This window comes from Palleronia abyssalis (assembly GCF_900302445.1).
Taxonomy (GTDB): domain Bacteria; phylum Pseudomonadota; class Alphaproteobacteria; order Rhodobacterales; family Rhodobacteraceae; genus Palleronia; species Palleronia abyssalis.
Map to the genome: position 1 here is coordinate 160406 of NZ_ONZF01000007.1, position 26470 is coordinate 186875.

Consider the following 26470-nt stretch of genomic DNA (forward strand, 5'->3'; position numbering starts at 1 on the left):
GGGTGAGAGACTGAACGCGACCCAGGCGGGGCTCGTTGCGGCTGCTTCCTTCCGGACCTGACCGGGTTGGCGAGGCGCCTGCCCGCGCCAGCCTCTCGATCCCGCAGATACGCGCGACGATCGTGGGTTTCAACCCGCGCTGAGGTTCAAAAGCATCTTGAGGAACCCGTCACGCCCCACACCAAGTGGTTTCAGGCGTGTCCGGGCGTCGTCCGGGATATAGGCCATCGCGCGCGGTCCGGTCGAAAAGACGGCCCGGGTATGGGGAAGCGGGGCGAAATTGAACATTCGACCCGTGGCCGGATATACGCCGGCCGCCAGCGCGTCGACCAGGGCATCGGCAATGGACACATCCGTGACGACCGCGGCATCGGTCTGCGGTATCGGAAACCGTCCGCCCCCACCGCTGCGATGGGTCGTCGTCGCGATGATCAGGGGCATGTCGTCCGTGACCGGCTGTCCGTCGATATGAAGGTCCTGGACGCGCCCCGGCGCTTCGCCGGTGGCCATCCCGCGTGAGGTGCACATCGCAGGGCTGCTGATGTCGAGGGTGAACTGCACCCCGAAAGGCACATCGAAATCCGAAGGTGGAAAGCCCGCGTCGATCAGCTCCACGGCATGTTCGCCGGGCAAGATCTGGTGGAACGCGCTCATCGATCGTTCCAGCCAGAATCGAAGGTCGCGGCCGGTGCCGGGGATCCCGATGACCAGATCGCTGTGGGGCGACATTCGCCTGAGCTCCCCACGCGAGATGGGCCCTGGGCGGATCTCGACATAGTCACCCGGCCCCCGGTAGCCGCCGCACATGAAAGGCGCGGCGAGCCCGACGATCGGAAGCGACCCTCGGGTTTTGTCGGGCACCGCTTGCGCAACCGCCCGAGCGATGGCCGCGGCGCACATCCGCGTGGACGGGCAATAGCCCAGCTGAGCGAAAAAGGTGAAAAGCGACCGGTCCGTATTGACGACAGGTTCCTGATAGGTCCGCAGCATCGCGGCATGCGCCCCCTGGCTAGCGGTTAGCACCGCCGGGGCGTTGGGCGGGCGATCCGCATTCGGCGGATTGACGGCATGCAAACCTACATCGTGCGCGACCACCCGAAAGCCCAGCACCGGGTCCGACGCAAGGCCCAGGTCGATCCGCCCCACCTGATTGGCCCAACTGCCCGGCATGACGGCCGGGATCCCGTGGACCGTGCCAGCCTCGGGATCGACGCCGGGCAGACCGGTCCAGGCGGGTCCGGGAAAGGTTTCATGCGTATGCCCCAGGACCAGGGCGTCGATCTCACCCGACTTGGCAAGGCGCTGCGGCAGGTCCTCCCCATCTTCGGTTGACAGCCCTTCATGACACAGCAAAACCACGATTTGGGCCCCCTGTTCGCGCAGATGGGCGGCCGCCGCCAAAAGGGCCTCTTCCGGGTCGGCCAATCGGATATTCGCGGCCCCGAGCGCCGTCGAGGGGCCCAAACACCGTGGCGGCAACACGCCCGTGATACCGATACGAACGACGGCGCGCCGGTCCGACGCCACGGGGATCGCCCGTTCGACAATCCGCCCAACGGGAAAGACGGGCGCCCCGTCCGGCCCAAGGAACGAGGCCGAGACAACGGACAATTCGGTTCCGTTGACCGCGCCGACCAGCGTGTCAAATCCGAGGTCCAGTTCGTGGTTGCCCAGATTGACCGCATCGTAGCCAAGCCGGATCATCGATTCGATCACAGCCGCCGCACCGCGGTCGGGCAGTTCGGAAAACGGCCGCCCGAAAAGGAAATCGCCGTTGTCCAGGAGCAGGCTTGCGGGCGCGCTTCTTCTGAGACCGGCAATCAGACCACCTGCGCGGCTGAGCCCCTTGTTCGGATCGGCGCGGTTGCGCGCATAGTCGAAATCGCGCAATTCGGCATGAATGTCGGTCGTGGCCAGCACCCGTATCCAGATCAGCTGATCCTGGTCCACCGGGTCAAAACCGAGGTCTGGCAAGTCGGATGTGCTGTTGATGCTTCTATTGGACACGTATTGGTTGAATAAAACTGCCGCTCCGAAATCAAGAACCTTCGAACAACGCGATGCTTTTTTGTCTCAGTGTGGAATAACCAAGTGAAAAACGCGGAAATAGTGACGTTTGGCGGCTCGGGACTGGACCGCGCGGCCCAGTTGCGGGACAAGGCGGCGCAAACTCAGCTCAAGCAGCTTCCGGTTGCACGCAGCATTGTCATGTGGCGGGGCAAGCCGGCTGTAATCGGTGACACGGAAGCCGGCGGCCAAGCGCTTCTTCGCATCCCTCTCAACCACCCTGCCCTTCAGGATTCTGGATTTACGTTATTTCTGGGCCGAGACGGCGGTAGGCCGATCTATGCGGCGGACCTATCGTCCTGGACACCGGCCGAACTGCCAGGGACGCTCGATGCTTTCTCAGACCCGTCCGAACAGCGCCATCCGGCCCTTCCGGACGCCGCTTTCGTGGAACTGAGAGGCATCATGACGTCCCTGTCGGCCCGTGACGCGGAACTCGCGGCGACGGCCCGTGGCTTGATGGAATGGCACAGGACCCACAGCTTCTGTGCCAACTGCGGTGAGTCATCGCAGGTGACCCTTGCAGGGTGGCAACGCCTGTGTCCCGCCTGCGGGCGTCATCATTTCCCCCGCACCGATCCGGTCGCGATCATGTTGATCACCCGCGGCAATTCGGTCCTTCTGGGGCGTTCCCCGGGATGGCCCGACGGGATGTATTCGCTGCTGGCAGGTTTCGTCGAACCCGGTGAGACGATCGAAGCCGCCGTCCGCCGCGAAGTCTACGAAGAGGCCGGCATTCATGTGGGCGAGGTATCGTACCTCGCAAGCCAACCGTGGCCGTTCCCGGCCTCGCTGATGATAGGGTGCCACGGGATCGCGACCTCGCACGACATTCGCATCGACCCGACCGAGATCGAGGACGCCCGTTGGATGACCCGCGAGGATCTCATGCAGGCGCAGGCCGGGGAACATGATGTCAAACCGGCACGCCCCGGCGCGATTGCGCATTTCCTCTTGTCGAACTGGCTTGCGGATCGGCTGGATTGACGCGACTTTCAGGCAAAAGACGGGGCATAGCAGTGAAATTCTCGAACCGAACCGACATCGATTCCCCGCCGCATACGGTCTTTGCCCGGCTTGCCGATTTTGACCGATGGGAAACCGCGGCCCGCGACCGCGATATCGACATCGCGCGGCTGGATGCGGGCACGGATCCGGCGCAGGCCCGGTGGCGCGTCGCCTTCACCTTTCGCGGGCGCGGCCGATCCTCCGAGGTAAAGGTAATCGGGTTCGAGCAAGACCAGCAGATCGCCATGAAAGGTAACAGCGACGGCGTGGTCGGGGTCGTGCGGGTCGAACTGGTTGAACCGGACCCCGGCCGGACCCGGATGCACGTCTCCATCGACCTTACGCCAGAGACGATCAAAGCGCGGCTTCTGGTCCAATCGCTGAAACTGGCCAAGACCCGCATCGAACAACGCCTCGGCAAGCGCCTTGGGAAGTTTGCCCGTCGCGTCGAGGCGGGCTGACCTGCATTGCACCTCTGGGCGTGCGCTGTCATCTTGCGAAAATGAGTATCCGTCGAAACGCGCTTTCCGTCCATTTCCTGACTGCGACCGGCGCCGTGTTCGCCATGCTGGCCATGCTCGCCGCGACAGAGGCCGCGTGGGACATGATGTGGTTGTGGCTTGTCGTTGCGTTCGCCGTGGACGGGATCGACGGCCCCCTGGCTCGGCGGTACGACGTCAAAACGAACGCCCCGGAATACGACGGCGTCGTGATGGACCTCATCATCGACTACCTGACATACGTCTTCATCCCGGCCTACGCGTTGTTTTCCAGCGATCTTTTACCGGGCTGGACCGGATGGATCGCGATTATCGTCATTACCTATACCAGCGTGATCTACTTCGTGGACACGCGGATGAAGACGAAGGACAACTCCTTCTCGGGCTTCCCCGGCTGCTGGAACATGGCCGTTCTGGTCTTCTTCGCGGTCGAACCGCAATGGTGGACCATCCTGTTCTTCACCGTGCTTCTGGCGGTGGCGATGTTCCTGCCGCTGAAATTCGTCCATCCGGTCCGCACCAAGCGCTGGCGTGGGATCACTTTGCCGATGGCGCTTGTCTGGACCGCGCTGGCGGCCTTCGCCGCGTGGCAAGAATTCAGCGTCCCCGACTTCCTGGAAGGGGTGCTGATCGTGGCAACCTTCTACCTGGCGCTGGTGGGGATCGTGCAGCAAGCGATCTACGGCCCGGACGGCTGATGCCTGCGTAGCGACGCCGCCGCGGGGGTTGAACCCGCGCCTTCTGTTCGTAAGGCCGCTAAGCGCCCCTTCGAAGGCCCAGCCGGATCGGGCCTTTCACCTTCGCAGAATCGACGGCCCGCCCCTTCTGTGTCGCTGAAAGCGGCATGTCCGCGGCCACCCGTCGTATCGCCGGCATCAGCGGTCGCCAGTCCTGTGCCAGCCGCCGTGCCGCTTCCGAGGGGCAGAACGTCTTGCCTGCCCCTCTCTCCTGCGCCAGGTCCATCAGGACCCGCGCGATGTCCGCATCATCCGTCAAGCTTGTCCTTCAGAAGTCGCCGAAGGATCTTGCCGCTTGCGGATTTCGGAATCTCGTCGACGAAACGCACTTCGGCCAGCTGCTTGTAGGACGACAGCCGACCCTTCAGATGCGCCTTCACCTCGTCCTCTGTCAGCTCGACCCCCTGCGCCTTCACGATGAAGCCCACGGGGACCTCACCCGCCTCGGGGTCGGGCTTTCCCAGGACGGCCGCGTCCTGTATCCCGTCGTGGCCCACCAGCTCGGCCTCGAGCTCGGCCGGGGCCACCTGGAAGCCTTTGAACTTGATCAGTTCTTTCACCCGCTCGCGGACAAACATGTATCCGTCCTCATCGATGATCGCGAGGTCACCGGTCCGCAGCCAGCCGTCCTCGGTGATCGTCTCGCGCGTGGCCTGGGCGTTGTTCAGGTAGCCCAGCATCACGTTCGGCCCCTTTACCCAAAGTTCGCCTTCCTCGTTCGGGCCCTTCTCTTCCAGCGTCTCGGGGTCGACCACCTTCGACAGGCAGTTGGGCACCGTCAGCCCCGAGGATCCGCTGCGCGGTCCGTCGATCGGGACCGCGTGGCTGACAGGGGACAGCTCGGTCATGCCGTAGCCTTGCGTCATCACCGCGTTCAGTCGCTTGCCGCACAGATCGCCCAGTTCTCCGCCCAGAGGGGCCGCGCCGCACATCACACGCTCGACCGAGGAGGTGTCGAACTGGTCCACCAGCGGATGCTTGGCCAGGCCCAGCGCCACGGGTGGGACGATATACAGCATCTTCGGCTTGTGATCGGCGACAAGCTTCAGAAACAGCTCCAGATCGAAGCGCGGCATCGTTACCAGCGCCGCCCCCAGCGACAGGTACTGGTTCATCAACACCGTCATCCCGTAAATGTGGAAGAACGGTAGGAAGGCGATCGTTTTTTCGCCCGGTTTCGGGGTGAAGAACGCGCTGCATTGCGCGACATTGGCCACAAGGTTGCGATGGCTGAGCATGACGCCCTTTGGCATCCCGGTCGTTCCCGAGGAATAGGGCAGGACCAGGATGTCGGTCTCCAGATCGACGGGGGTCTGCGCCTCCTGCGCCGTACCCATCAGATCGGTCAGCGAGGTCTCCCCCTCGGCCCCGCCAATCACGGCGATCAGCTCGACCGACGTACCTTGGGCCGCCTCCTTCGCGGTCGGCAGGAACATCTCGGGCACGATCAGCAGCTTGGCGCCCGCGTCCTTCAGCTGCTTTTGCACTTCGTAGGCAGTGTAGGTCGGGTTGATCGTCGTCACGGTGCCACCTGCATAGGCGACGCCGTGAAATACGGTGACGTATTCGGGAATGTTCGGCGCCATCAAGGCCGTCACCGTACCCTTGCCGTACCCCCGTTCTGACAGACCGCCCGCCAGTTTGCGGATATCCGATTTCAGCGTCCCCGCCGTCATTTCGCGTCCCGACGGGCCGTCGATCACGACCACCCGCTCCGGGTCCATGTCGAGGCCCTGGAAAAGCGCCTCGGTGATCGAAATTGCGGGAATGTCGATATCGGGTTTCGGGCTTTCATAGACAGTCATGCATTCCTCCCAGAAGCTCGAGACGCAGCCTAGCACGTTCGAAGCTGCCAGAAAGAGGACGGTCGAACGGTCGTCGCGTCATTCCTCTTGCGGGGACGTCCGCGCCCGTTTCTCATCACCGAAACGCATAAGAGGAGAGACGGGCATGAAGGACGCGACGGCATTCGCAGACCGCTGGGCCGAGGGCTGGAACAGCCAGGACCTCGACCGGATCATGGCGCATTATGCGGACGACATCGTGTTCCGGTCCCGAAAGGCGGTCGCCCTGACCGGCGCGGGAGAGATCCGCGGCAAGCCTGCCCTGCGGGCTTACTGGGCCGCGGCCCTGTCACGCCAGCCGGACCTGCACTTCACCGTGGACCGGGTATTCGCCGGCCACGACATGCTGACCATCGCCTATACCAACCACCGCGATGTCCCCTCGGCCGAGACGCTGTGGTTCGGCGCGGACGATCTGATCGTCCGCGCCGGGGCCTGTCACGCCGACTGAGCTGACCCGAGGGTCAGTCCAGCGCGGCGTCGCAGCGGCCGCAGACCTCCGGATGGGCGTGCTGGCCCACATCGGGCAACACCTTCCAGCACCGCTGGCATTTCTGCCCCTGGGCTTCGGCAAACACCACGGCGATGCCATCCACCTCGGGCATGCGGAACGCATCCGACGGGGCAGGATCGCCCGTCACCCGGATGTCGCTGGTGATGCAGACATCCTCGAAGGCCACGTCCCGCAACGTGCCCGCCAACCCCTCGTCCGAGACATGGACGATGGGCGCCGCTTCCATCGAGGCGCCGATGGTCTTTTCGCGCCGCTGCACCTCCAGCGCCGAGGTCACGACCCGCCGCGCGCGCCGCACACCCGCCCAGCGCGCCGCCAGATCGTCGGACAGCCACCCCTCGGGCGTGTCGGGCATGTCGACCAGATGGACCGACGAGTCCTCGCCCGGGAACCGCTCCAGCCAGACTTCCTCCATCGTGAACGGCAGGATCGGCGCCAACCACGTCACCAGCCGGTGGAACAACAGGTCCAGCACCTTCTCGGCCGAGCGTCGCCGGATCGAGTCGGGCGCATCGCAATAGATCGCGTCCTTGCGGATGTCGAAATAGAACGACGACAGGTCCACCGTCGCGAAGGTGAAGACCGCCTGGAACACCTCCTGGAAGTCGAAGGCGCGATAGCGGGCGCGCACATGGGCATCCAGCTCGGCCATCCGGTGCAGGACCCAGCGCTCCAGCTCGGGCATATCCTCGACCGCGACGTCGGGCACCTCGGCTGGCAGGTTGCCCAGCAGGAACCGCAGCGTGTTGCGCAGCCGGCGATAGCTGTCGGCCACCCCCTTGAGGATCTCGTCCCCGATGCGCTGGTCGCCGGTATAGTTCGACTGCGCCACCCACAGCCGCAGGATGTCGGCGCCGTATTGCTCGACGATCTTCTGCGGTGCCACGGTGTTGCCCAGCGACTTGGACATCTTGTTGCCCTTGGCATCCAGCGTGAAGCCGTGCGTCACCACGTTGCGGTAAGGCGCGCGCCCCAGCGTCCCGCAGGCCTGCAACAGCGAAGAATGGAACCACCCCCGATGCTGGTCGGTCCCTTCAAGGTAGACATCCGCGATGCCATCCTCGGTCCCGTCCTCGCGGTCGCGCAGGACGAAGGCATGGGTCGAGCCGCTGTCGAACCACACGTCGAGGATGTCGAACACCTGCTCCCAGTCGTCATGAGCATAGTCGTCGCCCAGGAACCGCGCCTTGGCGCCGTCCATATACCAGGCATCCGCGCCCTCGGCCTCGAACGCCTGAAGGATGCGGGCATTCACCGCCGGATCGCGCAGCAGGAAGTCGTTGTCAGTCGGCTTCGCCCCCTTCTTCACGAAACATGTCAGCGGCACGCCCCAGGCGCGCTGGCGCGACAGGACCCAGTCGGGCCGCGCCTCGATCATCGAATGCAGGCGGTTGCGCCCGGCCTTCGGCGTCCAGGTCACCAGTTCGTCGATGGATCGCAGCGCGCGTTCCCGGATCGTCTTGCCGTGCGTATCCAGCCCGTCGCCCACCTCGCGGTCGATGGCGGCGAACCATTGCGGCGTGTTGCGATAGATCAGCGGCGCCTTGGACCGCCAGCTATGGGGATAGCTGTGGGTGATCTTGCCGCGCGCCATCAGCCCGCCGACCTCGACCAGCTTGTCGATGACGGCCTTGTTGGCGTCGCCCTCCTTGCCGTTCTCCTTCAGGATGCGCTTGCCTCCAAAGAAGGGCAGGTCGGCGCGGAAGCTGCCATCCTCCTCGACATTGTAGGTGATGACCTGCGCCAGCATCCCCAGGTCGCGGTACAACTCGAACTCTTCCAGACCGTGCGAGGGCGCGCAATGCACGAAGCCGGTGCCCTCCTCGTCCGTAACGAAATCCGCAGCCCGGAAATCGCGCGGCGCATCCCATTCGCCCTGCGCGCCCTCGGCCCCGGCCAGCGGGTGGGCCAGCGTCATTCCTGCAAGCTGGATTGGCGTCACGTCTCGGACGCGGCGCCACTGCCCATCGCTTAAACGCGCGCGGGCGAAGACATCTGACGCCAGCTTGTCGGCCAGGATGATGCGCTCGCCGGGCGCGACCCAGCATTCATCTGGCGTCTCGACCACCTCGTACAGGCCGTAATCGAACGTCTCGCCATAGACGACGGCCTTGTTCGACGGGATGGTCCAGGGCGTCGTGGTCCAGATCACCACGCTGGCTCCCGTGAACGCCTTACGCGCCTCTTCCTGGGCCAGCGCGATGCTCTCGCGCTCGTCCTCGGCCAGCTCCTCGTCGGACATCTGCGCGCCCGGCACGGCGAAATCGGTCACGCGGAACTTCACCCAGATCGTGAAGCTGTCCTTGTCGTGATACTCGACCTCTGCCTCGGCCAAGGCGGTCTTTTCGACCGGCGACCACATCACCGGCTTCGAGCCCTGGTACAGAACGCCGTTCATCAGGAACTTCTGGAATTCTTCCGCGATCACCCGCTCGGCATGAAAATCCATCGTCAGATACGGGCGGTCCCACGCACCGGTGATCCCCAGCCGCTTGAACTCTTCGCGCTGCACGTCGATCCAGCCGGCGGCGAAATTCCGGCACTCGCGGCGGAACTCCACCACGTCGACGGCATCCTTGTCCTGCCCCTTGGCGCGGTACTGCTCCTCGATCTTCCACTCGATCGGCAGGCCGTGGCAGTCCCAGCCGGGGATATAACGTGCGTCATGCCCCATCATCTGGTGGCTGCGTACGACCATGTCCTTGATCGTCTTGTTCAGCGCGTGACCGATATGCAGATGCCCGTTCGCGTAAGGCGGGCCGTCATGCAGCGTGAAGGGCGGACGGCCGTCGGCGGTCTCGCGCAGGCGATCGTAGATGCCGATCCCGTCCCAGCGCGCCAGCCACTCGGGCTCGCGCTTGGGCAGGCCCGCGCGCATGGGGAAATCGGTTTGCGGAAGATTCAGCGTGTCTTTGTAGTCAGGCGTGTCGGCGCACATGGGAAAAGGTCCCGTTCTGGCGGTGTGTCAAGGATGCGAAGGCGGCGCGGAGGGCCCAGCGCCAAAGTCCCGGCGGCGTCAGCGGGCCGCCGGGCCGGTAATTCGCTGTATGAAGGCGGTCCGGTCCATGTCCCGCCCCTCTTGCCAGAGACCACAGACCCCGGCAAGCCGCCTTGCATCCCGGGCTATGCCCAGGACGCCGGAAGATTGGCCCACATGTAGCCAAAAACGTTCTCGCGATGCCATCGCAGGTTTTACGGGTGCGGGGCTTGGCGCAAATTCCATAGCTTCAGAACCTTGCCGTCCGGGGGGGAAGAAGACGTTCACGATCAGTGCGTGTCGATAGTAGCCGACTTGGACCTGCCATGAAGGGCCCTTTCCCATGCGCTCCGGGAGGTATATTGTTACCGCCGCGCAGGCTGTTTCGGAGCATGCGATGGGTCGCGCAGAGATTGATGGTTCGATCCTTACCCGAAAGGGGTACTACGCCACACTCATCGGGTAGAGCGTCGTCGGAAGTTCAATTGTCGCACGCCGAAATTCCTTGGAGTGTTCGCAGACCCGTCAATGCCAGGCCTGCGTCTTGCCCAGGTACGGTCGGCGCCGTGCCCTTTTGTGACAAATATGGGCGAATACTCGAGGACATCTGTTTGACCCATTTCCGAGCAAATTTCGATCCGGCCTGGACGGCTATCGCGCCGGCCGGGAATGAGGGCAACTGCGCGCGGAACCATGGCGACGGAAGCGCCACGGCGCGGCAGGCAGCAACCGCGATGATTGAGCGATGAGACCACAGACACCTCGCCCCCGATCCATCGCGCTGATCGGCAGTTTCGCTCCAAGCCTGGTTCGTTTCCGGCTCGACCTCATCCGGGCAATGATCGCCGAAGGGCATCGGGTCACGGCTTTCGCGCCGGAAGATGATCACGACGTCCGACGGACCCTGGCACGGGAAGGCTGCAACTTCGAAGTGATCGAGATGGCGCGAACGGGGACGAACCCCCTTGCCGATGTCGCGCTGTTGATCCGGATGCTGAAAGCCTTTCGGCGTCTGCGCCCGGATGTCGTGATATGCTACACGATGAAACCCGTCATCTATGGCGGCATCGCTGCGCGTTGGCTTGGCATCCCGGAGCGTCACGCCCTTATGACAGGGCTTGGCCACGTTTTTGCCGACCCCGAGCCGCAAGGCAAGGTACGGATCCTCCGCCGTCTTTCGATCTGGCTGTATCGACAAGCACTCAAGGGTGTCGACCGCATCTTTGTCTACAACGCCGCGGACGAGGCCGATCTGCGCGATTTCAGGATGGTCCCCCCCGAAACGCCCCTGATCCGCGTCGCGGGAACCGGGGTGAACCTCGATCGCTTCAAGCAGTCCCGTTTGCCCGAAGGGACGCCCAGCTTTCTGCTGATCGCGCGGCTGCTGGCAGACAAAGGCGTCCGGGAATACGTCGATGCGGCCCGGCAGCTGAAGGCCGATTGGCCCCAGGCGCGATTCCGCATCGTCGGGCCGCTCGATCCCAACCCGACCGGCATCCAGGCAGAGGAGGTGGCGGATTGGAAAAGATCCGGCGTAGTCGAATATTGCGGGGCGACCGACGACGTACGTCCATTTCTGGACGAGGCGTCGGTTTTCGTCCTTCCCTCCTACTATCGCGAAGGGATTCCGCGCTCGATCCTCGAGGCGATGTCGAAGGGACGACCGGTTGTCACCACGAACCTGCCCGGCTGCGCCGATACGATTGAGCACGGCGTGTCGGGATATCTTGTGCCGCCGCGCGATACCCAAGCGCTTGCAGATGGGATGAAGCACTTCCTGGAATGCCCGCAGAGCATATCGACGATGGGGGCTCATGCGCGGGTGCGGGCCGAACAGATTTTCGACATCCATGCGGTGAACGCCCACCTTCTGTCCGAAATGGGCCTGTCCAGGCGCCCGAGCACCCGCGCATCGTGCATCACGAAGGTCGCCTGAGATGAGCGGTATTGCCAGCAGCGTCCGGCGATTGACCCAACTCGACGAGGTGGTCCCGCGCCTTCTGCGCAGTAGCGGATTGCTTGTGGCCAGCACGTCCACGGTGGGTCTTCTCGGGATCGTCACCCTTGCCCTTACGGCGCGTGCGATCGGGCCGGCCGGGATCGGCATCCTCGCGCTGGTCGAGGCCTATATCCGTTCGGTCGATCTGATCTTCCGCTGGCCGCCGACCCAAGCCGTCATAAAGCATGCCGCCGGAATGATGGAGACAGACGACCGTGCGGCCTTCGTTCGCCTCGTGAAGCTGTCCTTCCTGATCGATCTTGCCGGCGGCTGCCTTTCAGGGGGCATCGCCATCATGCTGGGCTACTGGGCCTCGACCTGGTTTGATCTTGGGTCGGACGGTTACCTCTACATTCTCTTGGTCGCCGCGTCCCTGTTCTTTTCTTTCAGGCCCACCGGGATCGCGATCCTGCGGCTGTTCGACAGATTCGATCTTCTTGCGATCAGCGATGCCTGCATCGCCCTCGCCCGGTTGGCCATCGCGGCCGTCGCACTGGCGCTCGATCTCGGGATCTGGGCGTTCGTGACATTGCTGTTCCTGCAGAGCATGGCAGATGGGTTGGTGCTTTTCGTGCTGGCCCTGCGCGAGATGTACCGGCGCGGCTATCCGGCGATCCGGCCGGCGTCGGCCCGACAAGCCCTGTCCGAGAACAAGAATTTCTTCCGCTTCCTGTTCAACGCCAATTTCAGTCAAATCCTGCGCCAGGCAGTGACCCGCTTCGACGTTCTTGCCTTGGGCTTGTTTGTCGGTCCCAGTGCGGTCGGTTTCTATCAGGTGGCCAAGCGGTCCGGGAAGGCGATGCAGCGCTTTGGCCGGACCCTGACGCAGGTCCTGTTCCCCGAACTGGCCCGGATGTGGGTGCGCGGAGAACGGGACCGCTTCGGCCGGCTAATCCTGCTGGTCACCCTGATGACGCTGGGGGCCGTTTCCATCCTGTTCGTGCCGATTGCGCTGAGCGTTCCGGTTATCGTGAAAACGCTGTTCGGCGCTGACTTCCTGGGGGCCGTGCCGATCGTGAAACTGCAGCTGGTGGCAGTCGTGATCAACATTGCCGGAGTATCCTTCGTCCCGGCGCTTCTGAGCATGGGGCTAGACCGGCAGCTTATGGGGATCACCAGCCTGGCCACGATCGGCTTTGCGGCGGCATTCGTGCCGGCGGTGATGCTTGCGGGGGCGCTTGGCGCGATGGCGTGCCATGTGGTGTTCAGCCTTCTGTGGTTCGGCGGATGCCTGTGGCTAGTGGTCCGGCACATGCGGTCGGGCCAGGGGGCAGTATGATGCAGACACACCGCAGCTCCACCCTTCCGATGGATAACGCCGGCATCTTTGCGGCATCTGGTCCAGGCCTGCTTTTTCGGCGGAATGACCGGTCATTTGTCCGGTCAGGTCTGGCTGACCCCGAAACTGGCTTCCTAACGGATACGGAGAATTGCGGATGACTGCGCCAGAACGCCTAATATTGCGTGATCCCGAGACCGCGCACCAGCCCAATGCGACACTAGACTTCACGGGATTGCTGCTGATCCTGCGCCGGCAGGCCAAGATTGCGGCATTCGTGATCGTAGCGGTCATGGGAGCCGCGGCCCTCTATCTTGAATCCGTGAATGAACGTTACGTCGCTCGGGCCACCCTCGTGCTGACCCCGATCGAGACGCGCGTCGATCATACGGCGTCGCAGCTTGAATCTTACGATGTCTCGCATTCGATTGTAGAGACCGAACTGGATGTCCTGCGATCTCGGGATTTCGCGGCGAACGTCGCGGAACGGCTTTTGTTGGCACGGGAGCCGTCCTTCGCGCCGTCCTCCGATGCCCCGCCGATGTCCGATGCAATGCGGCGGGCGCAAATCATCGACAAGCTGCGCGCGAGCTATTCCGTCTTCCGCTCCGGCGAAAGCCTAGCAATCGAGATCAAGGCAGAGACCGAAGACCCGGAACTGACGGCAGCCATCGCGAATGGCGTTGCAGAAACGTATATCGACCGCGCCGAGTTGGATCAGCGCCAGGAGATCGAACGGTCCATCGCCTTGCTCGAAACCCGCGTCGAAAAAATGTCTGCGAATCTGAGCGCAATGGAAATGGAGCTGGTCAATTTCCTCAGGGTCAACAGCCTTGATGACACGGACATTCTGGACCGCCTTCTTGGCCAAAGGATCCGGACTATGAATATCCTCGACACGCTGGAACGTGACGCCCGGCAATCGGACGTCGAGCGCAATCGGGCGGTCCTCGCGGATATCGAAGATCGCCTGCGAGAGCACACCTCCGCGTCTTTGACCCTTGACCGGATGCAACGCGCGCTGGAACTGGAGCAGACGCGATATCAAGCGGCCACGACGCGCCTGAATGAACTCGAGACACAGCTCGACTTCGTTCCGCCCAGGGCACGGCACGTTTCGGTGGCGCAGGTTCCCGTCGAAGCGGCTTGGCCGAATACCAAGGTTGCGCTGGCGTTGTGCTTCCTTGCGGCATCGATCCTTGCCTTCGTTACGGCCCTTCTATTCGAGGCGCTGAACCGGCGTGTCTGGACGGAGACGGATGTCTATCGTCTGACCGGCTTGAGGAACGTAGGTTCGGTACCGCGCATTCCGCGCAGTGGCTTTCTGTGGCGCAGGCCGCCGCCCCTGAAGTTCCTTTCGACTGACCCCCGGTCGGTCTTCAACGAGGGACTGCGCGGTGTCCTGACGCTGTGGATGAACGCCGCTCGCAGCAGTCGCTCTACCGTCCTGATGGTCACGTCGAGCTTGCCGAACGAGGGCAAGTCGACCGTCGCTTTGTCGCTGGCGGGGTCTGCCGCGCGGGACGGCCTACGTGTCCTGGTCGTCGACCTCGACGTTCATCAAGACGGGGTTACGGCCTTGGCCAGGGAAAAGCACACGGCCGCGTCACTCGAAGCGATGGCGAAATATCCCGACACGCCGCAGAAATGGTACCCATCTGACCATCGAACAGCATCACGGTCCACGTCGGTCGATGACTTCGAGATCGGCCCCAAGACCTTGGCCCACGGGCTGGAGCTGATCAGCGTCGGCGCGCAAGGGCGCCTCAATCCAAACGTGCTCGAAGACGTGCGCGACAAGCTCATCCCCGAGCTGCGCAAGCACTACGATCTGATCCTGCTCGATACACCACCGGTGCTGGTGCTCAACGATGCGTGCCGGTTCGGCCGGATGGCCGACACCGTCTTGATCGTCGTGCGTTGGGGTCAGACGAAGTGCGATAACCTACGCGAAACCCATGACCGGCTGAAGCGGAATGGATCTGTCATGTTCGGCACCATCCTGAACGACGTGGATCCGCGCAAACAGTACCAAGATAAGACCGGTGCCTACCTCGGAGGTTCCGCCTACACGAGACACACCTTCGGGAAGGTCTAGGCTAAAGATGGAATACCGGCAGTTTGCCCTTGGACTTTTCGGCGTCACGCTTGGGGCGCAGGCTCGCTGTCACCTCCTTGCGGGGCGTGGTGGGCGCCCTATTCCCGCAGCAGGTTTGCTGATGCCAACGCCTGCCCAGAAAACCAAATCGATGCCTTTTCGACACATGACCGCTGCGACCCCCGTTTTTGCCTTTGCTACGCTTTTTTTGCGTTTCCACTCCAAACAGGTGGCGGCAATCCGCGCCCTGTACATACTGTTCCGACCTGCCGTCGGTGCAACCGTGTCGCTTGCGCGCCGCCGGGCGAAGGCGTCATGACAGGGATTTTGCATGCCCTCCCAGGACCCGCAATGGGCCCGACGCGCCTGCGAGACCGCGCGGCACCCGCATTGGGACACCTCGATGCGAAGCTTGCCGCGCTGACGGTCTTCCTGTCGCCAATGAACTATTTCCGTCTCGAGCAGGTTTATCTGACCCTCTCCGACGCAGCCGCCTGTGCCACATTGTTCGTGATGCTTTACAGGGGCAGCATGTCACGCGCACCGTTCGGGATCGTGACCCCACTCTGGCTTGCGGGATTTCTGGCACTTGCTGCGGGTCTTACGATCGGATCTGTTGCCAGTGGCGCCATGGGCTCGCTCGTCGTTATCCTGGCGCAGTATTTCTTTTCTTTCGTCCTTCTGGTCTTCGTGCTGGCCGGGCGACCCTATCGCGAAATCGTGGCACTTCTGAAGACACTGATCCTATCGATCGTCGTGGTAATGGTCTTCGGTGCATATGTCGTGCATTTCGTCCCCAACCCGGATTGGAGGTTCGTCTCCGGTAACGGCCGCATGCGGTCACTTGTCGAACGCGAGAACGCGGCGGCGGCGCTAGGGGCTATAGGGATCGTCCTTTTGCTCAACCTCGCCCTTCTGGGCGAGGTTCGGCGAATGGCTACGATACTGTGTTTGCCAATATTTCTTTACGGCGTCACCCTTACGGGATCAAACACCGGCCTTTTCATGACGACCCTCGGCATTATCCTTACCGTGGCGTTCAGCGGCTCGGCCCGTTTCATCGTCCAGACCGCTCTGGCAGCAGGGGCCGTCGTGATCGTAGTCGTTTTCTTAGGCGACGCGATACTGCCGGACGTATTCCGAGAGCGTGTCATGACCGCGCTGACCTCCGGAGACGTTAATCAGGCGGGCACGTTTGAAGATCGATTCTACCTTATCGGTGAAGCCATCGAAATCGCCCAGAATACCTTGGTCGTCGGGCTTGGCGCGGACCAGTATCGCACGATAAGCGACCACGGCGCACCGGTCCACAACTCTTACCTTTTGCTTCTGACCGAGGGTGGTCTGCTCGCTCTGAGCGGGCTGGTCATGCTGCTTCTTTCCGGGATCACCTTGGCTTGGGTGGCGATATTTATGGCCGGGGCCCGCACGCAGGGTCTGATCGCGCTGACGATCACCTTGATCTACGCGGCCTCTTTGAACACTTTCGCACATTTCTACGCACGGTTCTGGTCCGTGCCGTTGATCCTGGCCCTTGGACTGGCGGCCGCACGAATTGATCAAAAGAACAGGAGACCGTGATGGACGCAGAACGCCGCATCCGGGTATTGTTCCCCTACGCAGACGGAGACACAATTGGCGGTAGCCACACCTCGTCGCTCGAGCTGGCCTTACATCTCGATCGCCGCGTGTTCGCTCCGCTTGTGCTGTTACACGGAGCGCCGGGTGCGCTCGGCCGACATGTGGTAAACATGGGGCTTCCAGTCCGGCGGCTGGAATTGCCTCGTGTCATGGCCGGAAGGCTGAAGAGAGGGCAGGACAGCGTTTCGCTGCCGCGGTACCTTCTGTGCGCCGTGCCCGCGCTGGTGCGTCTGCTTCGCGCAGAGCGGATCGACATCGTACACACCAATGACGGCGGCATGCATGCAAGCTGGGCCCTGCCCACGAAACTGGCGGGCGCCCGCTTCGTATGGCACCATCGGCAGGCCCCCGACGCCCGAGGCGTCAATCTGGTTGCGCCGCTCTTCGCCAACCACATCTTTTCGGTGTCCGAGTTCTCGCGCCCATCCCGGCCGGTTCTGGACGTAGCTAACCGCTTCGAAGTTGCCCGCAGCCCGTTCACCCTGTCGCCCGACCGGCCTGATCGAGACGCATCGCGCGCCGCACTCCTGCACGAGATCGGCGCAAGTGCCGACGCCTGCCTGATCGGGTACTTCGGCGCCCTGACGCATCGAAAGCGCCCCGATCATTTCATACATGTAGTCAACGAACTGCGCCGGGCGATGCCGGATCGTCCCGTCCATGGCCTGATCTTCGGGAAAGAGCCTGTCGCGGGCCTCGAAATCGAGGCACGATGCCGAAGGCTTGTCGACACGCTTGGGCTGAACGGCCAGCTGCATCTGATGGGACATCGCACGCCGGTCGACCCCTGTATTGCAGGTGTGGACGTCCTGGCCGTCACGGCGCTGGACGAGCCCTTCGGACGAACCTTGATCGAGGCGATGCACCTAGGGACACCGGTGGTCGCAACGTGCCACGGAGGCAACATCGAGGCGATCGAAGACGGGCAAAGCGGTTTCCTGGTGGATCCGTTCGACCCCGCGGACTTCGTGCCGGCGATCGAAACCATTCTGCACGATCCGCAAACCCGCCAGCGCATCACCACCGCCGCCGCGCAGTTTGCCCGAAGCCTGACGGTAGAGGCGCACGTCTCGCAGGTGTCTTCGGTGTATCGATCTCTGGTCAGCTCGACCAAAATCTTATCAAAGGAACTGGCATCGACCGCGCGAGGCACACCTTGATGGACATGCGTGCAGCCGACGCAGCGGTCCCCGTTCTGTACATCGGGGGGTACGGCCGCAGCGGATCCACTGTCATCGACATGGCGCTTGGACAGCTTCCCGGGATCTTCGGTGCCGGAGAACTTGGAAACCTGGCGCGGCATGTCTGGGAAAACGACGAGTATTGCGCCTGCGGTGCCAGGGTACGCGAATGCGCAATTTGGTCGCGGATCGTCGAACGCTGGTTGGAACAGGAGCCTGTGGGTACACTGGGCCGATACGGTGCTCTTGCCGAACGCATCGAAGCCTTGCGCAATCCGCTTGCCGTCATCGGCGTTACGGCATCCGGTAGTGATTTTCGCGAATATGCCCGCCTAACTCGTAAGCTGTATCTGGCCATCCGCGAGACCACGGGTTGCGATATCATCATCGATTCCTCGAAATCGCCAAGCCGGGCCCTTGCGCTCTCCCGGGTCCCGGGCCTCGATCTGTCGCTACTGCATCTCGTGCGGGACGGCCGCGGTGTAGCCTGGTCGATGATGAAGACCCATGACGTCAATCCCAGTGCGGGCGTGCAACGCCCCGTCGGCGGCAATCCGGCCTTAAGAACGGCGCACCGGTGGATCGTTTTCAACCTACTGACCGAATTCGCCACGTCGCGGATCCCGGGCAATCGGTCGATCCGTCTTCGCTATGAAGATTTCACGGCCGACCCCTTCGGGGCCCTGGCACCGGTATTGAAGATGCTCGACGTGGCTGCGGCGGCCCAAACCTCGACCGCATTCGATGAAATCGTTCCAGAGCATCAGGTCGCTGGAAGCCGCGTGCGTATGGGTGGCCCGCTCCGCATATCCCGCGACGCATCCTGGGAACAGCACATGCCACGCGCGGATCGGAGCAAGGTCGAACGACGCGCGGTACGCTTGTTGCGACGCTACGGATACGTGTGAGGGACAGTGCCAAGCCGGACGCGACGTTCAACAGCCTTCCGCCAGACAGCGGTTTGCCTAGGGATACTTTTGCCATGAAATTCTCGGATATCGACTTTCTCATTATCGGAGCCGGCAAGTCGGCCACCACTTGGCTGCAAATTCAACTGCAGTCGGACCCGGCCGTCTACATGCCCGATCCAGAGCTTCACTTCTTCTCGCGGAATCTTACCCAGGGTGAAGACTGGTATCTGGCTCAGTTCGATGACGCAAAGCGCGACAGGACCGTCGGCGAAAAATCGAATTCCTATCTTTATGCACCCGATGCCGCACAGCTCATTCACGACAGAATGCCGCATGCGAAGCTGATCGTTCAACTTCGCAACCCGGTCGAGCGCGCCTATTCGAATTACTGCATGTTGCATCGCCGCGGCGATGTCGGGTCGGATATCGCTTCCTACCTGGACCCATCTGTGGCCGGTGAAAACAAGCTGCTGGTTTCCGGGCATTTCGCCTCGCACCTGCAGACCTATATCGACCTCTTCGGGCGGGATAAGCTGCTGATCCTGTTTTTCGAGGGAGTTTCTGCGGATCCAGAGGCCCAGATCGCGAAAGTCCGGTCTCACCTGGGCCTGCCCCCGCGCCGGCTGGCGCCGAGCAGTCGGACAAAGACGAAGGACAAGACGGCTCCTGCGGTGCTTCCCGAATGGAAGCAACGGCTTGGGTGGATGAAGCCGATCGTCCGCCCCTTGCGAAACACCACAGCATTCGAAACGGCACGGGGCTGGATTGCGCGCGAGCACGAATATCCACCGCTGAACGATGATCTGCGGCACCGCCTCAACGATTATTACGAGCCTTCAATCTCTGCCCTTGAGTGGATGAGCGGTCAATCTTTGGAACGTTGGTATCGGCCGGTCAGCGAGACCTGAGAAACTCGGCCGCGAAAAGTAGGCTTGGCTGACGGCACTCACGGTCAGCCAAGCCAAGCGAGCTTAACGCCGATCGATCGGCGGATTGTACTCGCGCATCACCTCGAGGGGCCGTTTCTGCGAATAGGCAACCTTTGCTTCGGGATCGGGATAACCCACTGCCATGAAGAACACCGGGCGCTCGTATGCTTCGAGCCCCAGAACCTTCTGCGCGCGGGCCTCATGGGCCTCGATATCCGGCCAGTTGCAGATGCAAGAGCTTAGCCCCAGTGTTTCCAGCGCATAGGAAAAAGACATCGCAGCAAGAGAGCCATCGATATAGATAACGTGCCGGTCCTTTTCACTGTAGAAAGCGTCGAGCGATCCGAGCACGACCACCATAACCGGGATATTCTGTTTCCAGCCGATCGTGCCACCCGGAAGCGATGCCACCTTTTCGACGATTTCCGGATCGTCGTAAACAAGGAACCGGAACGGTTGACGGTTGCACGCACTAGGCGAAAGGCCGGCAACTGTAAAGGCCTTGTCTAACAAGTCGCGCGGCACGGGCTTCTGTTCGAACCAGCGTACCGAACGCCGCTTTAAAGCCAATTGCTCCAGCTGCTCGTATGTCACCGGATGCTCGTTGAGCATGCGCTTGTAGGGAACGCGCTTTATATTCGAGCATTTCCCCGGCGGAGGCGGACATTTTTCGAAAACACCACGCGCATGATCAATGACCGGATCGGGTGACGTGACCGCGAAATATTCGCTCAGGACGTCATATCCCCATTGAAGTGATTCCGCCGTGCTTTCCGCGGATCGGGTCGGTTCGGCCACGATCTTGCGATAGACGTTGACCGTTTCAAGAATGTAATCCTTCGCAAAGATCGGTCGCCGGGGCTGCATCAGAAGACCCTTTTCCAATCGGTGAACATTTCTTCGCATCAAAAATACGTTGGCATCATCTTCTTGAAGTTCGGCATGGTATTTTGCCAGCCCGGCCAGAACGGCCCGTTCCTCACGTTGGAATTGCCAAGACAGGATAGAGTAATATGCTGACGCAAGGGGTTTTGCCAGGGATGCGAACCTCAGACCACTCGTTTGTGCCGACGTTGCGATTCGAGCCGTGTTAGATTCCCTGAAAAGGTGACGGGCGTCCCGAAGCCGGTCCACCTGGCTAACAGGCAAGAAATTCTTAACGAGCGTCTTCATTGCACATGATCCTTTGCGATAGTGCGGGTGAACAGCGGACAGGTCGCGACGATTCCGTACAACGACGGACTGCCGTTCCAAGGCAGGAAATCCGCGTGCAAATCTCTGGGTCGATCGAACAACGGTATTGCGTCACGCAAAAGTCTCCGAAAGTTGGCGCCATACCGGTCGTCGTATGGCCCTGCGCGGGCCGGAAACTGGTGGCTCAGAAAGCAGTTCAAAGAATTGCGGGCCTGAGACAATTGGACATGTGACAATGCCCTACCCGATGCGTCTGGTATCATACTCCTTTTGATCAAAGATCGCATTCGCTCAAACCTCACTTGAGCGCTGGGATCGCATGCACCTGCTGCCCCGAAAACAGGCCGCGGGCCCTGTTTTGACCGATTCACTCGCGAACCGCCGACAAGACAAGCAAAGCATGCCGTTTCCCAGCCTGCCAACCGGATACCCGATTGGATGATCGGACATCCCAAATTTTACATGGACCCGTGAGACCGACAATTTACTGAGGTCTGTGACCATGCGGGATAGAACGGATAAGAACTTGTGCCTCTGAAATTTATCCGACCTCAACTTCCTATGCCGATGCGATCTCGGCGCAAATTTGCTCCACTTCGATCACAACGATCTAGGTGGCAGTGCGGTGAATTGCATCGGCCAGAAACTTGTTCGCAACCGGCAAGATTGGTTAGTATGAAATCAAACAGGGACAGCGGACGCTTGATGCTGCCGAGGGATTAGAGTGAAAAAATTTATCGTTACAGGCATCCAGATGAAGAACAAAGGCTCGCAGGCCATGTTTCTCACTCTGCGTCATACTCTCAGGTCAATCTACATAGATTGTGAGGTCATCGGCTTTTCCAACAAGTATCATTCTCCGGAGACGTACAACTTCACGCTACTCCCGTACGATGACTTCACACGCCCCGTTCTGAACAGGAGACTGCATAAGGTTCCATTCCTGGCGCCAAGCATGACCTTTCTGGCTGGCAAGCTTCGAAAAACGGAAAAGTGGAACGGAAAGATTGCGGAAATGGACAGGGCGCTGCGCGACGCAGATGCCATTTTCGATGCAAGTGGATACACCCTGGGTTCGGGCTGGCCCAAGGGTGGTGGGAGGATGCTGCTGCAGACAGTGCGACTCGCCAAGCGTTACAACAAGAAGATAATCCTCATGCCCCAAAGCTTCGGGCCATTCGACTGGGGCGAGAACGACGATGCTGATTTTCTTAAAGAAATTAAGGACGAACTGAGCTATTGCACGAAGATCTACGCCCGCGAGCGGGAAGGATACGAATGCCTGACATCGCTTGGCCTGGACAACGTGGAACTGTCTGCGGATATGGTCATACGCGAAACAGACTTTCCGACAGCGAATGATATTCACGTCGCGCCCGCGGCGCGCCACCTCGAATACCCTGAGGCTGGCTCTGTCGGGCTAATCATCAACGAAAACGTTCTTAGGGTCGGAGATACCAAATCCGCCCTTGCTTTGTACCGGGCCATTCTTCATCGTCTTATTGCGAATGGTGAGAAAGTTTACATCCTGAACACGTCCGGTGCTGATACACATCTTATCGAAAGTGTTCTGGAGAACCTTGAAGACAGAAGCCTCGTCAACATCATCACCGGCGAATACTCCAGCCCTGAGTTGATCGAGATCATCGCGCGCTTCAAATATATTATGGCGTCTCGCTACCATTCGATAATTTTTGGCTATAGAAGCTGTGTTCCTGCGATCATTCTGGGGTGGGCAAGCAAGTATATCGACCTTGCCGACCATTTCGGTCAGCAAGAATACGTCTTCGACATCCGGCAACCGGACGCGGACCGAATATTGCAAAAGGTCGACCAAATGGGGGTCGCATACGAAGAAGAATCCCGTCGGATTGGCGAACGAATGACAAAAGTGCAGGGCAGTTCAGTCGTTCTGGACGCCACGCGTGCCTTGGAGAGGTAATCGGGAAATATGAACCGCGGCGGGCCTTCGGGAGCGGCCCTGCCGGCGCGATCAAGGCGTGAAGGCCGATCCGAAAATCACCTAAGTTGTCCTGAATAGATTAAGGTCCGCGGCCTGTTGGCCGCGTCCTTCAACCCTGAGTGCGTTCTACACAGAGATCAGCAGCATTGACGCACCGCGACGAAACCTTCGGCCGCATGGCGGTGGACGGTTGCCCCGCGCAACGTCGCCAGGGCGCGCAGGGCATCAATCGAACGCTCTGCCGGGCTGGCGCGGACTTGGCTGGCGAATGCTGAAAAAGCGGTCAGCTTGGTGTCCAGCGTCTCGGTGATGTCGACAAAAGTGTTCGGCACGAAGGGGGGCGTCAAATAGGGCGCGTTCCAGTTGGTCTCTGACAGTGTCTCGTAGGCGTATATTCCCGTCGGGTAGATGTCCTGCGCCGGGCGCGCAGCCACCATGGCCGAAAGGAAGACAAGCTGGTGATCCAGGTGGATGTCTCCGGGGTGAGGTACGAAAAGCGTGCGCGCCCCGATCCGGGTCACCAGCTCGGCCAGGCTGCGATTGAGCGCGCCGTGGGGTTCGGTATCCAACGCGGCGGCAGGGTGATCCAGCCAATGAGTTTCGTGGATGCCAAGGATGTCATGGGCGGCCTCGGCCTCGGCGCGGACGGTGTCGATCTGGTCCTGACCAAAGCGGTCGGTGCGGCCTCGCGTGGCGATGCAGACGTGTACCTCGCAGCCTTCGGCAGTCAGCCGTGCGATCGTGCCCCCGACGCCTAAGACTTCGTCATCGGGATGCGGGGCAACCACCAGAACAGGGCCGCTTCGTGCAGCAGTAATGATCATGGTCGTCCCGCTCCCAGCCCGGCCTGCGCGCTCAGTCCATCCCGGGCGGCGCGAATGCGTTCCTCGGCCCGGATCTCGCCGATCAGAAGCGTGCGTATCGTCATCCCAAGAATTGCAAGGTCCAGCGTGGCACTGCGATGCTCAACGTACCACAAGTCCAAAGAGACCTTTTCGATGTCCGACAGGCGACTGTTACCGCTGATCTGGGCCCAGCCGGTCAAACCTGGACGGACTCGAGCCCGCACGTCCCCGGCGGGCCCGAAGCCGCTGACCGTTTCGGGCAACAGCGGACGGGGCCCGACCAGCGCGGTATCCCCCCGCAAGATCGACAGAAGCTGCGGGATCTCGTCGAACCGGTAACGTCGGATAACCCGGCCCACACCGTTGGTGCGTTCTGCATCGGGCAAAAGCGCGCCGCTGGCGTCGCGCGCGTCGCTCATGGAACGGAACTTGTGGATCACCACGGGGTGCCCGCCCCGGCCCGCTCGTACCTGCCGGAACAGGACCGGACGGCCCAGCCCGATACGGACCGCCAAGGCGACGGCGATGGCAACGGGCGCGACGGCGATCAGCAGCGCCAACGTCAGCGAGATTTCGATGGCTCTCGGCATATGTCCCCCGGATCGTGTGACAATAAGCTATTCGCACCCCCGCCCTGGACAATTGATCGTCTCGGTGGATGCCTAATCCTTTAGGACAGGTTCGCGCCCGGACGACGGACTCCCGCCCTCGGAGGAAGGGTGGTTGCCTTGGGCAGCCGGTGCGTCGCCGGTCTTTTCGGGGGAACAGCGATGCAAATCGTTCATGTGATAACCAGCCTTAACATCGGCGGCGCGCAGATTATGCTGCGCCGATTCCTGCAGGCCGATACGCAAGGCGGACGACGGCATCGGGTCGTGTCGCTGATGCCAAGCGGGCGCATCCGTCGCGAGCTGGAAGACGCGGGAGTTGAGGTGATCGACCTTCGGATGAACGGCCAAAAGGGTCTGCCGCGCGCCCTGCTACAGTTGCGGTACCTACTGCGCGTCGACGCGCCGGACGTGGTGCATGGCTGGATGTATCATGGCTGCCTTGTCGCGGCGTTGACCTGTCCACGACGTGTCCCGATGGTATTTGGCATCCACCATTCGCTTCAGGATCCGCTTACCGAAAGCCGAGGGACACGGGTGATCCTGCGCGCGCTTGCTGCCCTGTCAGGGCACAGTGCCGCGGTGGCCTACTGCGGCCGCAGCATTGCCGAACAGCACGAGGCGGCCGGTTTCGCCGAAAGCCGGCGGGTGGTGATCCCTAATGGCATCGATTGCGAGCACTTCCGCCCCGATCCGCAGGCACGCGCGAGGCTTCTGACTTTGTGCGATATTCCGGCAGGGCGGATCGTGATCGGCAATGTCTCTCGCAACCATCCCATGAAAGACGTTGGCCTTCTGGTGCGGGCGCTGAAGCGGGCGCTCGAGGACGGCGTCGACGCGCACCTCGTCGTGATGGGTGAGGGGCAGGAATACGGACCGGCAGCCAAGGCCCGAGATACGCTGGGTCTGGCCGACCGGGTAACGGTCCTGCCCGTGCGCGCCGACGTAGAGCGCCTCGTCCCGGGATTCGATATCTTCGCGCTGTCCTCGGCATGGGGCGAGGCGTTCTCCCTTGCAATGGCAGAGGCGATGGCCGCGGGTGTGCCCTGCATTTCCACCAGTGTGGGAGACGCCCTCTGGCTAGTGGGGGATCGCGACCGGCTGGTGCCACCGGGCGATGACCGCGCCATGGCAACAGCCCTCTCGCGCCTTGCCCGAATGACTTCCGAAGCCCGCACCGCCTTAGGGGCGACCGACCGGGAGCGCATTTTGAAAAATTTCTCGCTTTCTTCCTACGTCGCGGCCCACGCAAGGCTGTACGAAAGAGTCTGCGCCACGCCGCGCTCCACGCCCAAAGCAGCGAGGGGGCCGTCCCTAGCAGAGCGCTGAGCGCGCACGCGCACCGCGCGTCGGAACGACAATGCGCCTTCCGTCACCAGATCCAATAAGCAGGCTCAACTTTCTGCCGGCCGTGGACATGCCTTTCATTCCCGGGGTTGCATTGGCGCAATGCCTCTGACGTCGGATGTCATCCGTTTTGTCAACGGCGCCCGACCCAAAGACTGCCGAGATGCGACAATAAGCCAAATTACATACCTTTCTGCCAAAGAAAGCCGAATCGGATTACCACCCTCGTCTAAAAAAGAGTTTAGCCATTGTTGTAGAACACCCTCATAGGTTGTAGGCGCTCACGCCATGTGAGTAAGCCAATGGTATTGTTGAAAAAGTTTTCGCAGCGGCGTCGCTGCAAAGAGGTATCAATTTACCGGGGGATTATGTAAAGTTGCTAGCAGTCCACAGGGTTGGGGGGACCACCTACAGGCTTATGCACCAATTTTTTGATAATAGCGTTTAATTCATAGGGGGATACGATATGTTCAAAGTTGGAGTTTGCAGTTCGAGTATTTTTTCCGACAGGCCATCGCGGGTCTTCTTGCGGGGCGGGACGTCATGGAATTCGAGACAATACATGATGCTCGCCACGCAGCAGCGGCCTATCGTTGCGTTCAGCTCATCGTTCATGAAACCGATTTGCTGAGCGAAACAGGGGACGAGTCCAAATTTAACGACGATAATGTCCGTATTATTGTCATCTCTCCACGGTTCAGCCCGGCTTATTCATCCAAATCGGTTGGGGAAGGTTGCGTGCGCCTGAAAGCGCCGTAGAATCAAGCTGCTACACCGCAATCCGCCAGCAGCTTCGGACGCACGCATGGGTGAAACTCTACGGTCGGT

The 26470-nt window shown here is 61.5% G+C and carries 21 protein-coding genes and 1 other RNA gene; 14 read left to right on the forward strand and 8 right to left on the reverse strand.

From position 1 onward, the window contains the following. Both ffs and PAA8504_RS15020 read right to left on the reverse strand, forming a co-directional pair. An RNA gene (gene ffs / locus PAA8504_RS15015) (signal recognition particle sRNA small type) lies at positions 1-98 on the reverse strand. A gap of 31 nt (positions 99-129) precedes the next feature. Continuing rightward, positions 130-1974 carry a 5'-nucleotidase C-terminal domain-containing protein gene (locus PAA8504_RS15020; RefSeq protein ID WP_181375812.1) on the reverse strand — a complete coding sequence of 615 codons (1845 nt, stop codon included), beginning with the start codon at positions 1972-1974 and terminating at the stop codon, positions 130-132. A gap of 117 nt (positions 1975-2091) precedes the next feature. On the opposite strand from PAA8504_RS15020, the gene nudC reads away from it, so the two are divergent. Genes nudC through PAA8504_RS15035 form a run of 3 tightly spaced genes read left to right on the forward strand, consistent with a single transcriptional unit; the run spans position 2092 to position 4273 of the window. Beyond that, positions 2092-3054, forward strand: a complete 963-nt coding sequence (nudC, locus tag PAA8504_RS15025; RefSeq protein WP_108895004.1) for an NAD(+) diphosphatase — start codon at positions 2092-2094, stop codon at positions 3052-3054. Positions 3055-3086: 32 nt separating this feature from the next. Beyond that, positions 3087-3536, forward strand: a complete 450-nt coding sequence (locus tag PAA8504_RS15030; protein WP_181375813.1) for an SRPBCC family protein — start codon at positions 3087-3089, stop codon at positions 3534-3536. Between the two features lie 41 nt (positions 3537-3577). Beyond that, positions 3578-4273, forward strand: coding sequence for a CDP-alcohol phosphatidyltransferase family protein (locus PAA8504_RS15035; protein WP_108895006.1), 696 nt, complete (start codon positions 3578-3580; stop codon positions 4271-4273). A 58-nt stretch (positions 4274-4331) separates the two neighbouring features. Here PAA8504_RS15035 and PAA8504_RS15040 read toward each other — a convergent pair whose 3' ends face one another. Both PAA8504_RS15040 and PAA8504_RS15045 read right to left on the reverse strand, forming a co-directional pair. Next, a complete protein-coding gene (locus PAA8504_RS15040; protein WP_281259955.1) occupies positions 4332-4571 on the reverse strand; it encodes a DUF3253 domain-containing protein in 240 nt (79 codons plus the stop codon). Next, positions 4561-6117, reverse strand: coding sequence for an AMP-binding protein (locus tag PAA8504_RS15045; RefSeq protein WP_108895007.1), 1557 nt, complete (start codon positions 6115-6117; stop codon positions 4561-4563). Before PAA8504_RS15045 ends, PAA8504_RS15040 begins: the two co-directional genes overlap by 11 nt. Before the next feature lie 145 nt (positions 6118-6262). Between PAA8504_RS15045 and PAA8504_RS15050 the strand changes: the two genes are divergently transcribed. Continuing rightward, positions 6263-6607, forward strand: a complete 345-nt coding sequence (locus PAA8504_RS15050) for a nuclear transport factor 2 family protein (protein ID WP_108895008.1) — start codon at positions 6263-6265, stop codon at positions 6605-6607. A gap of 13 nt (positions 6608-6620) precedes the next feature. Here the strand turns inward: PAA8504_RS15050 and ileS are convergent, their stop codons facing one another. Further along, positions 6621-9608: an isoleucine--tRNA ligase gene (gene ileS / locus PAA8504_RS15055; protein WP_108895009.1), complete on the reverse strand. Its 2988-nt coding sequence runs from the start codon at positions 9606-9608 to the stop codon at positions 6621-6623. A 784-nt stretch (positions 9609-10392) separates the two neighbouring features. On the opposite strand from ileS, the gene PAA8504_RS15060 reads away from it, so the two are divergent. From PAA8504_RS15060 to PAA8504_RS15090, 7 genes are all read left to right on the forward strand, one after another. Next, complete coding sequence (locus PAA8504_RS15060; protein ID WP_108895010.1) at positions 10393-11583, forward strand: glycosyltransferase family 4 protein; 1191 nt, start codon at positions 10393-10395, stop codon at positions 11581-11583. 1 nt (position 11584) lies between these two features. Continuing rightward, positions 11585-12925, forward strand: coding sequence for a lipopolysaccharide biosynthesis protein (locus PAA8504_RS15065; protein WP_108895011.1), 1341 nt, complete (start codon positions 11585-11587; stop codon positions 12923-12925). A gap of 157 nt (positions 12926-13082) precedes the next feature. Then, positions 13083-15023, forward strand: a complete 1941-nt coding sequence (locus tag PAA8504_RS15070) for a GumC family protein (protein ID WP_108895012.1) — start codon at positions 13083-13085, stop codon at positions 15021-15023. Between the two features lie 351 nt (positions 15024-15374). Further along, positions 15375-16604 carry an O-antigen ligase family protein gene (locus PAA8504_RS15075; protein ID WP_181375814.1) on the forward strand — a complete coding sequence of 410 codons (1230 nt, stop codon included), beginning with the start codon at positions 15375-15377 and terminating at the stop codon, positions 16602-16604. Beyond that, on the forward strand, positions 16604-17824 hold the full coding sequence (locus tag PAA8504_RS15080) for a glycosyltransferase family 4 protein (RefSeq protein ID WP_108895014.1): 1221 nt from the start codon (positions 16604-16606) through the stop codon (positions 17822-17824). The genes PAA8504_RS15075 and PAA8504_RS15080 overlap by 1 nt, the downstream gene beginning before the upstream one ends. Continuing rightward, the gene (locus PAA8504_RS15085) at positions 17824-18753 is read left to right on the forward strand and encodes a sulfotransferase (RefSeq protein ID WP_108895015.1); all 930 of its coding nucleotides are present in this window, start codon (positions 17824-17826) and stop codon (positions 18751-18753) included. The genes PAA8504_RS15080 and PAA8504_RS15085 overlap by 1 nt, the downstream gene beginning before the upstream one ends. A 74-nt stretch (positions 18754-18827) precedes the next feature. Beyond that, on the forward strand, positions 18828-19664 hold the full coding sequence (locus PAA8504_RS15090; RefSeq protein WP_108895016.1) for a sulfotransferase family protein: 837 nt from the start codon (positions 18828-18830) through the stop codon (positions 19662-19664). 63 nt (positions 19665-19727) lie between these two features. Here the strand turns inward: PAA8504_RS15090 and PAA8504_RS15095 are convergent, their stop codons facing one another. Then, positions 19728-20858, reverse strand: a complete 1131-nt coding sequence (locus PAA8504_RS15095) for a nitroreductase family protein (RefSeq protein ID WP_108895017.1) — start codon at positions 20856-20858, stop codon at positions 19728-19730. A 745-nt stretch (positions 20859-21603) separates the two neighbouring features. On the opposite strand from PAA8504_RS15095, the gene PAA8504_RS15100 reads away from it, so the two are divergent. Then, complete coding sequence (locus tag PAA8504_RS15100; protein ID WP_108895018.1) at positions 21604-22821, forward strand: polysaccharide pyruvyl transferase family protein; 1218 nt, start codon at positions 21604-21606, stop codon at positions 22819-22821. Between the two features lie 158 nt (positions 22822-22979). Here the strand turns inward: PAA8504_RS15100 and PAA8504_RS15105 are convergent, their stop codons facing one another. Together PAA8504_RS15105 and PAA8504_RS15110 are read right to left on the reverse strand one after the other, a co-directional pair. Then, positions 22980-23666: a PIG-L deacetylase family protein gene (locus PAA8504_RS15105; protein WP_108895019.1), complete on the reverse strand. Its 687-nt coding sequence runs from the start codon at positions 23664-23666 to the stop codon at positions 22980-22982. After that, positions 23663-24277: a sugar transferase gene (locus PAA8504_RS15110; protein ID WP_108895020.1), complete on the reverse strand. Its 615-nt coding sequence runs from the start codon at positions 24275-24277 to the stop codon at positions 23663-23665. The genes PAA8504_RS15105 and PAA8504_RS15110 overlap by 4 nt, the downstream gene beginning before the upstream one ends. 180 nt (positions 24278-24457) lie before the next feature. Here PAA8504_RS15110 and PAA8504_RS15115 point away from each other — a divergent pair, with 180 nt between their 5' ends. Continuing rightward, positions 24458-25624: a glycosyltransferase gene (locus PAA8504_RS15115; RefSeq protein WP_146190504.1), complete on the forward strand. Its 1167-nt coding sequence runs from the start codon at positions 24458-24460 to the stop codon at positions 25622-25624. Positions 25625-26185: 561 nt separating this feature from the next. Beyond that, entirely contained in the window at positions 26186-26401 is a 216-nt protein-coding gene (locus PAA8504_RS21830) for a hypothetical protein (protein WP_146190505.1), read from the forward strand. Positions 26402-26470 lie beyond the last annotated feature (69 nt).

Bases quoted from the DNA above. Each gene is read 5' to 3' on its own strand.
- PAA8504_RS15035 (WP_108895006.1), top strand. From the start codon at position 3,578: ATGAGTATCCGTCGAAACGCGCTTTCCGTCCATTTCCTGACTGCGACC.
- PAA8504_RS15045 (WP_108895007.1), bottom strand. From the start codon at position 6,117: ATGACTGTCTATGAAAGCCCGAAACCCGATATCGACATTCCCGCAATT.
- PAA8504_RS15050 (WP_108895008.1), top strand. From the start codon at position 6,263: ATGAAGGACGCGACGGCATTCGCAGACCGCTGGGCCGAGGGCTGGAAC.
- ileS (WP_108895009.1), bottom strand. From the start codon at position 9,608: ATGTGCGCCGACACGCCTGACTACAAAGACACGCTGAATCTTCCGCAA.
- PAA8504_RS15060 (WP_108895010.1), top strand. From the start codon at position 10,393: ATGAGACCACAGACACCTCGCCCCCGATCCATCGCGCTGATCGGCAGT.
- PAA8504_RS15065 (WP_108895011.1), top strand. From the start codon at position 11,585: ATGAGCGGTATTGCCAGCAGCGTCCGGCGATTGACCCAACTCGACGAG.
- PAA8504_RS15070 (WP_108895012.1), top strand. From the start codon at position 13,083: ATGACTGCGCCAGAACGCCTAATATTGCGTGATCCCGAGACCGCGCAC.
- PAA8504_RS15075 (WP_181375814.1), top strand. From the start codon at position 15,375: ATGGGCCCGACGCGCCTGCGAGACCGCGCGGCACCCGCATTGGGACAC.
- PAA8504_RS15080 (WP_108895014.1), top strand. From the start codon at position 16,604: ATGGACGCAGAACGCCGCATCCGGGTATTGTTCCCCTACGCAGACGGA.
- PAA8504_RS15085 (WP_108895015.1), top strand. From the start codon at position 17,824: ATGGACATGCGTGCAGCCGACGCAGCGGTCCCCGTTCTGTACATCGGG.
- PAA8504_RS15090 (WP_108895016.1), top strand. From the start codon at position 18,828: ATGAAATTCTCGGATATCGACTTTCTCATTATCGGAGCCGGCAAGTCG.
- PAA8504_RS15095 (WP_108895017.1), bottom strand. From the start codon at position 20,858: ATGAAGACGCTCGTTAAGAATTTCTTGCCTGTTAGCCAGGTGGACCGG.
- PAA8504_RS15105 (WP_108895019.1), bottom strand. From the start codon at position 23,666: ATGATCATTACTGCTGCACGAAGCGGCCCTGTTCTGGTGGTTGCCCCG.
- PAA8504_RS15110 (WP_108895020.1), bottom strand. From the start codon at position 24,277: ATGCCGAGAGCCATCGAAATCTCGCTGACGTTGGCGCTGCTGATCGCC.
- PAA8504_RS15115 (WP_146190504.1), top strand. From the start codon at position 24,458: ATGCAAATCGTTCATGTGATAACCAGCCTTAACATCGGCGGCGCGCAG.
- PAA8504_RS21830 (WP_146190505.1), top strand. From the start codon at position 26,186: ATGGAATTCGAGACAATACATGATGCTCGCCACGCAGCAGCGGCCTAT.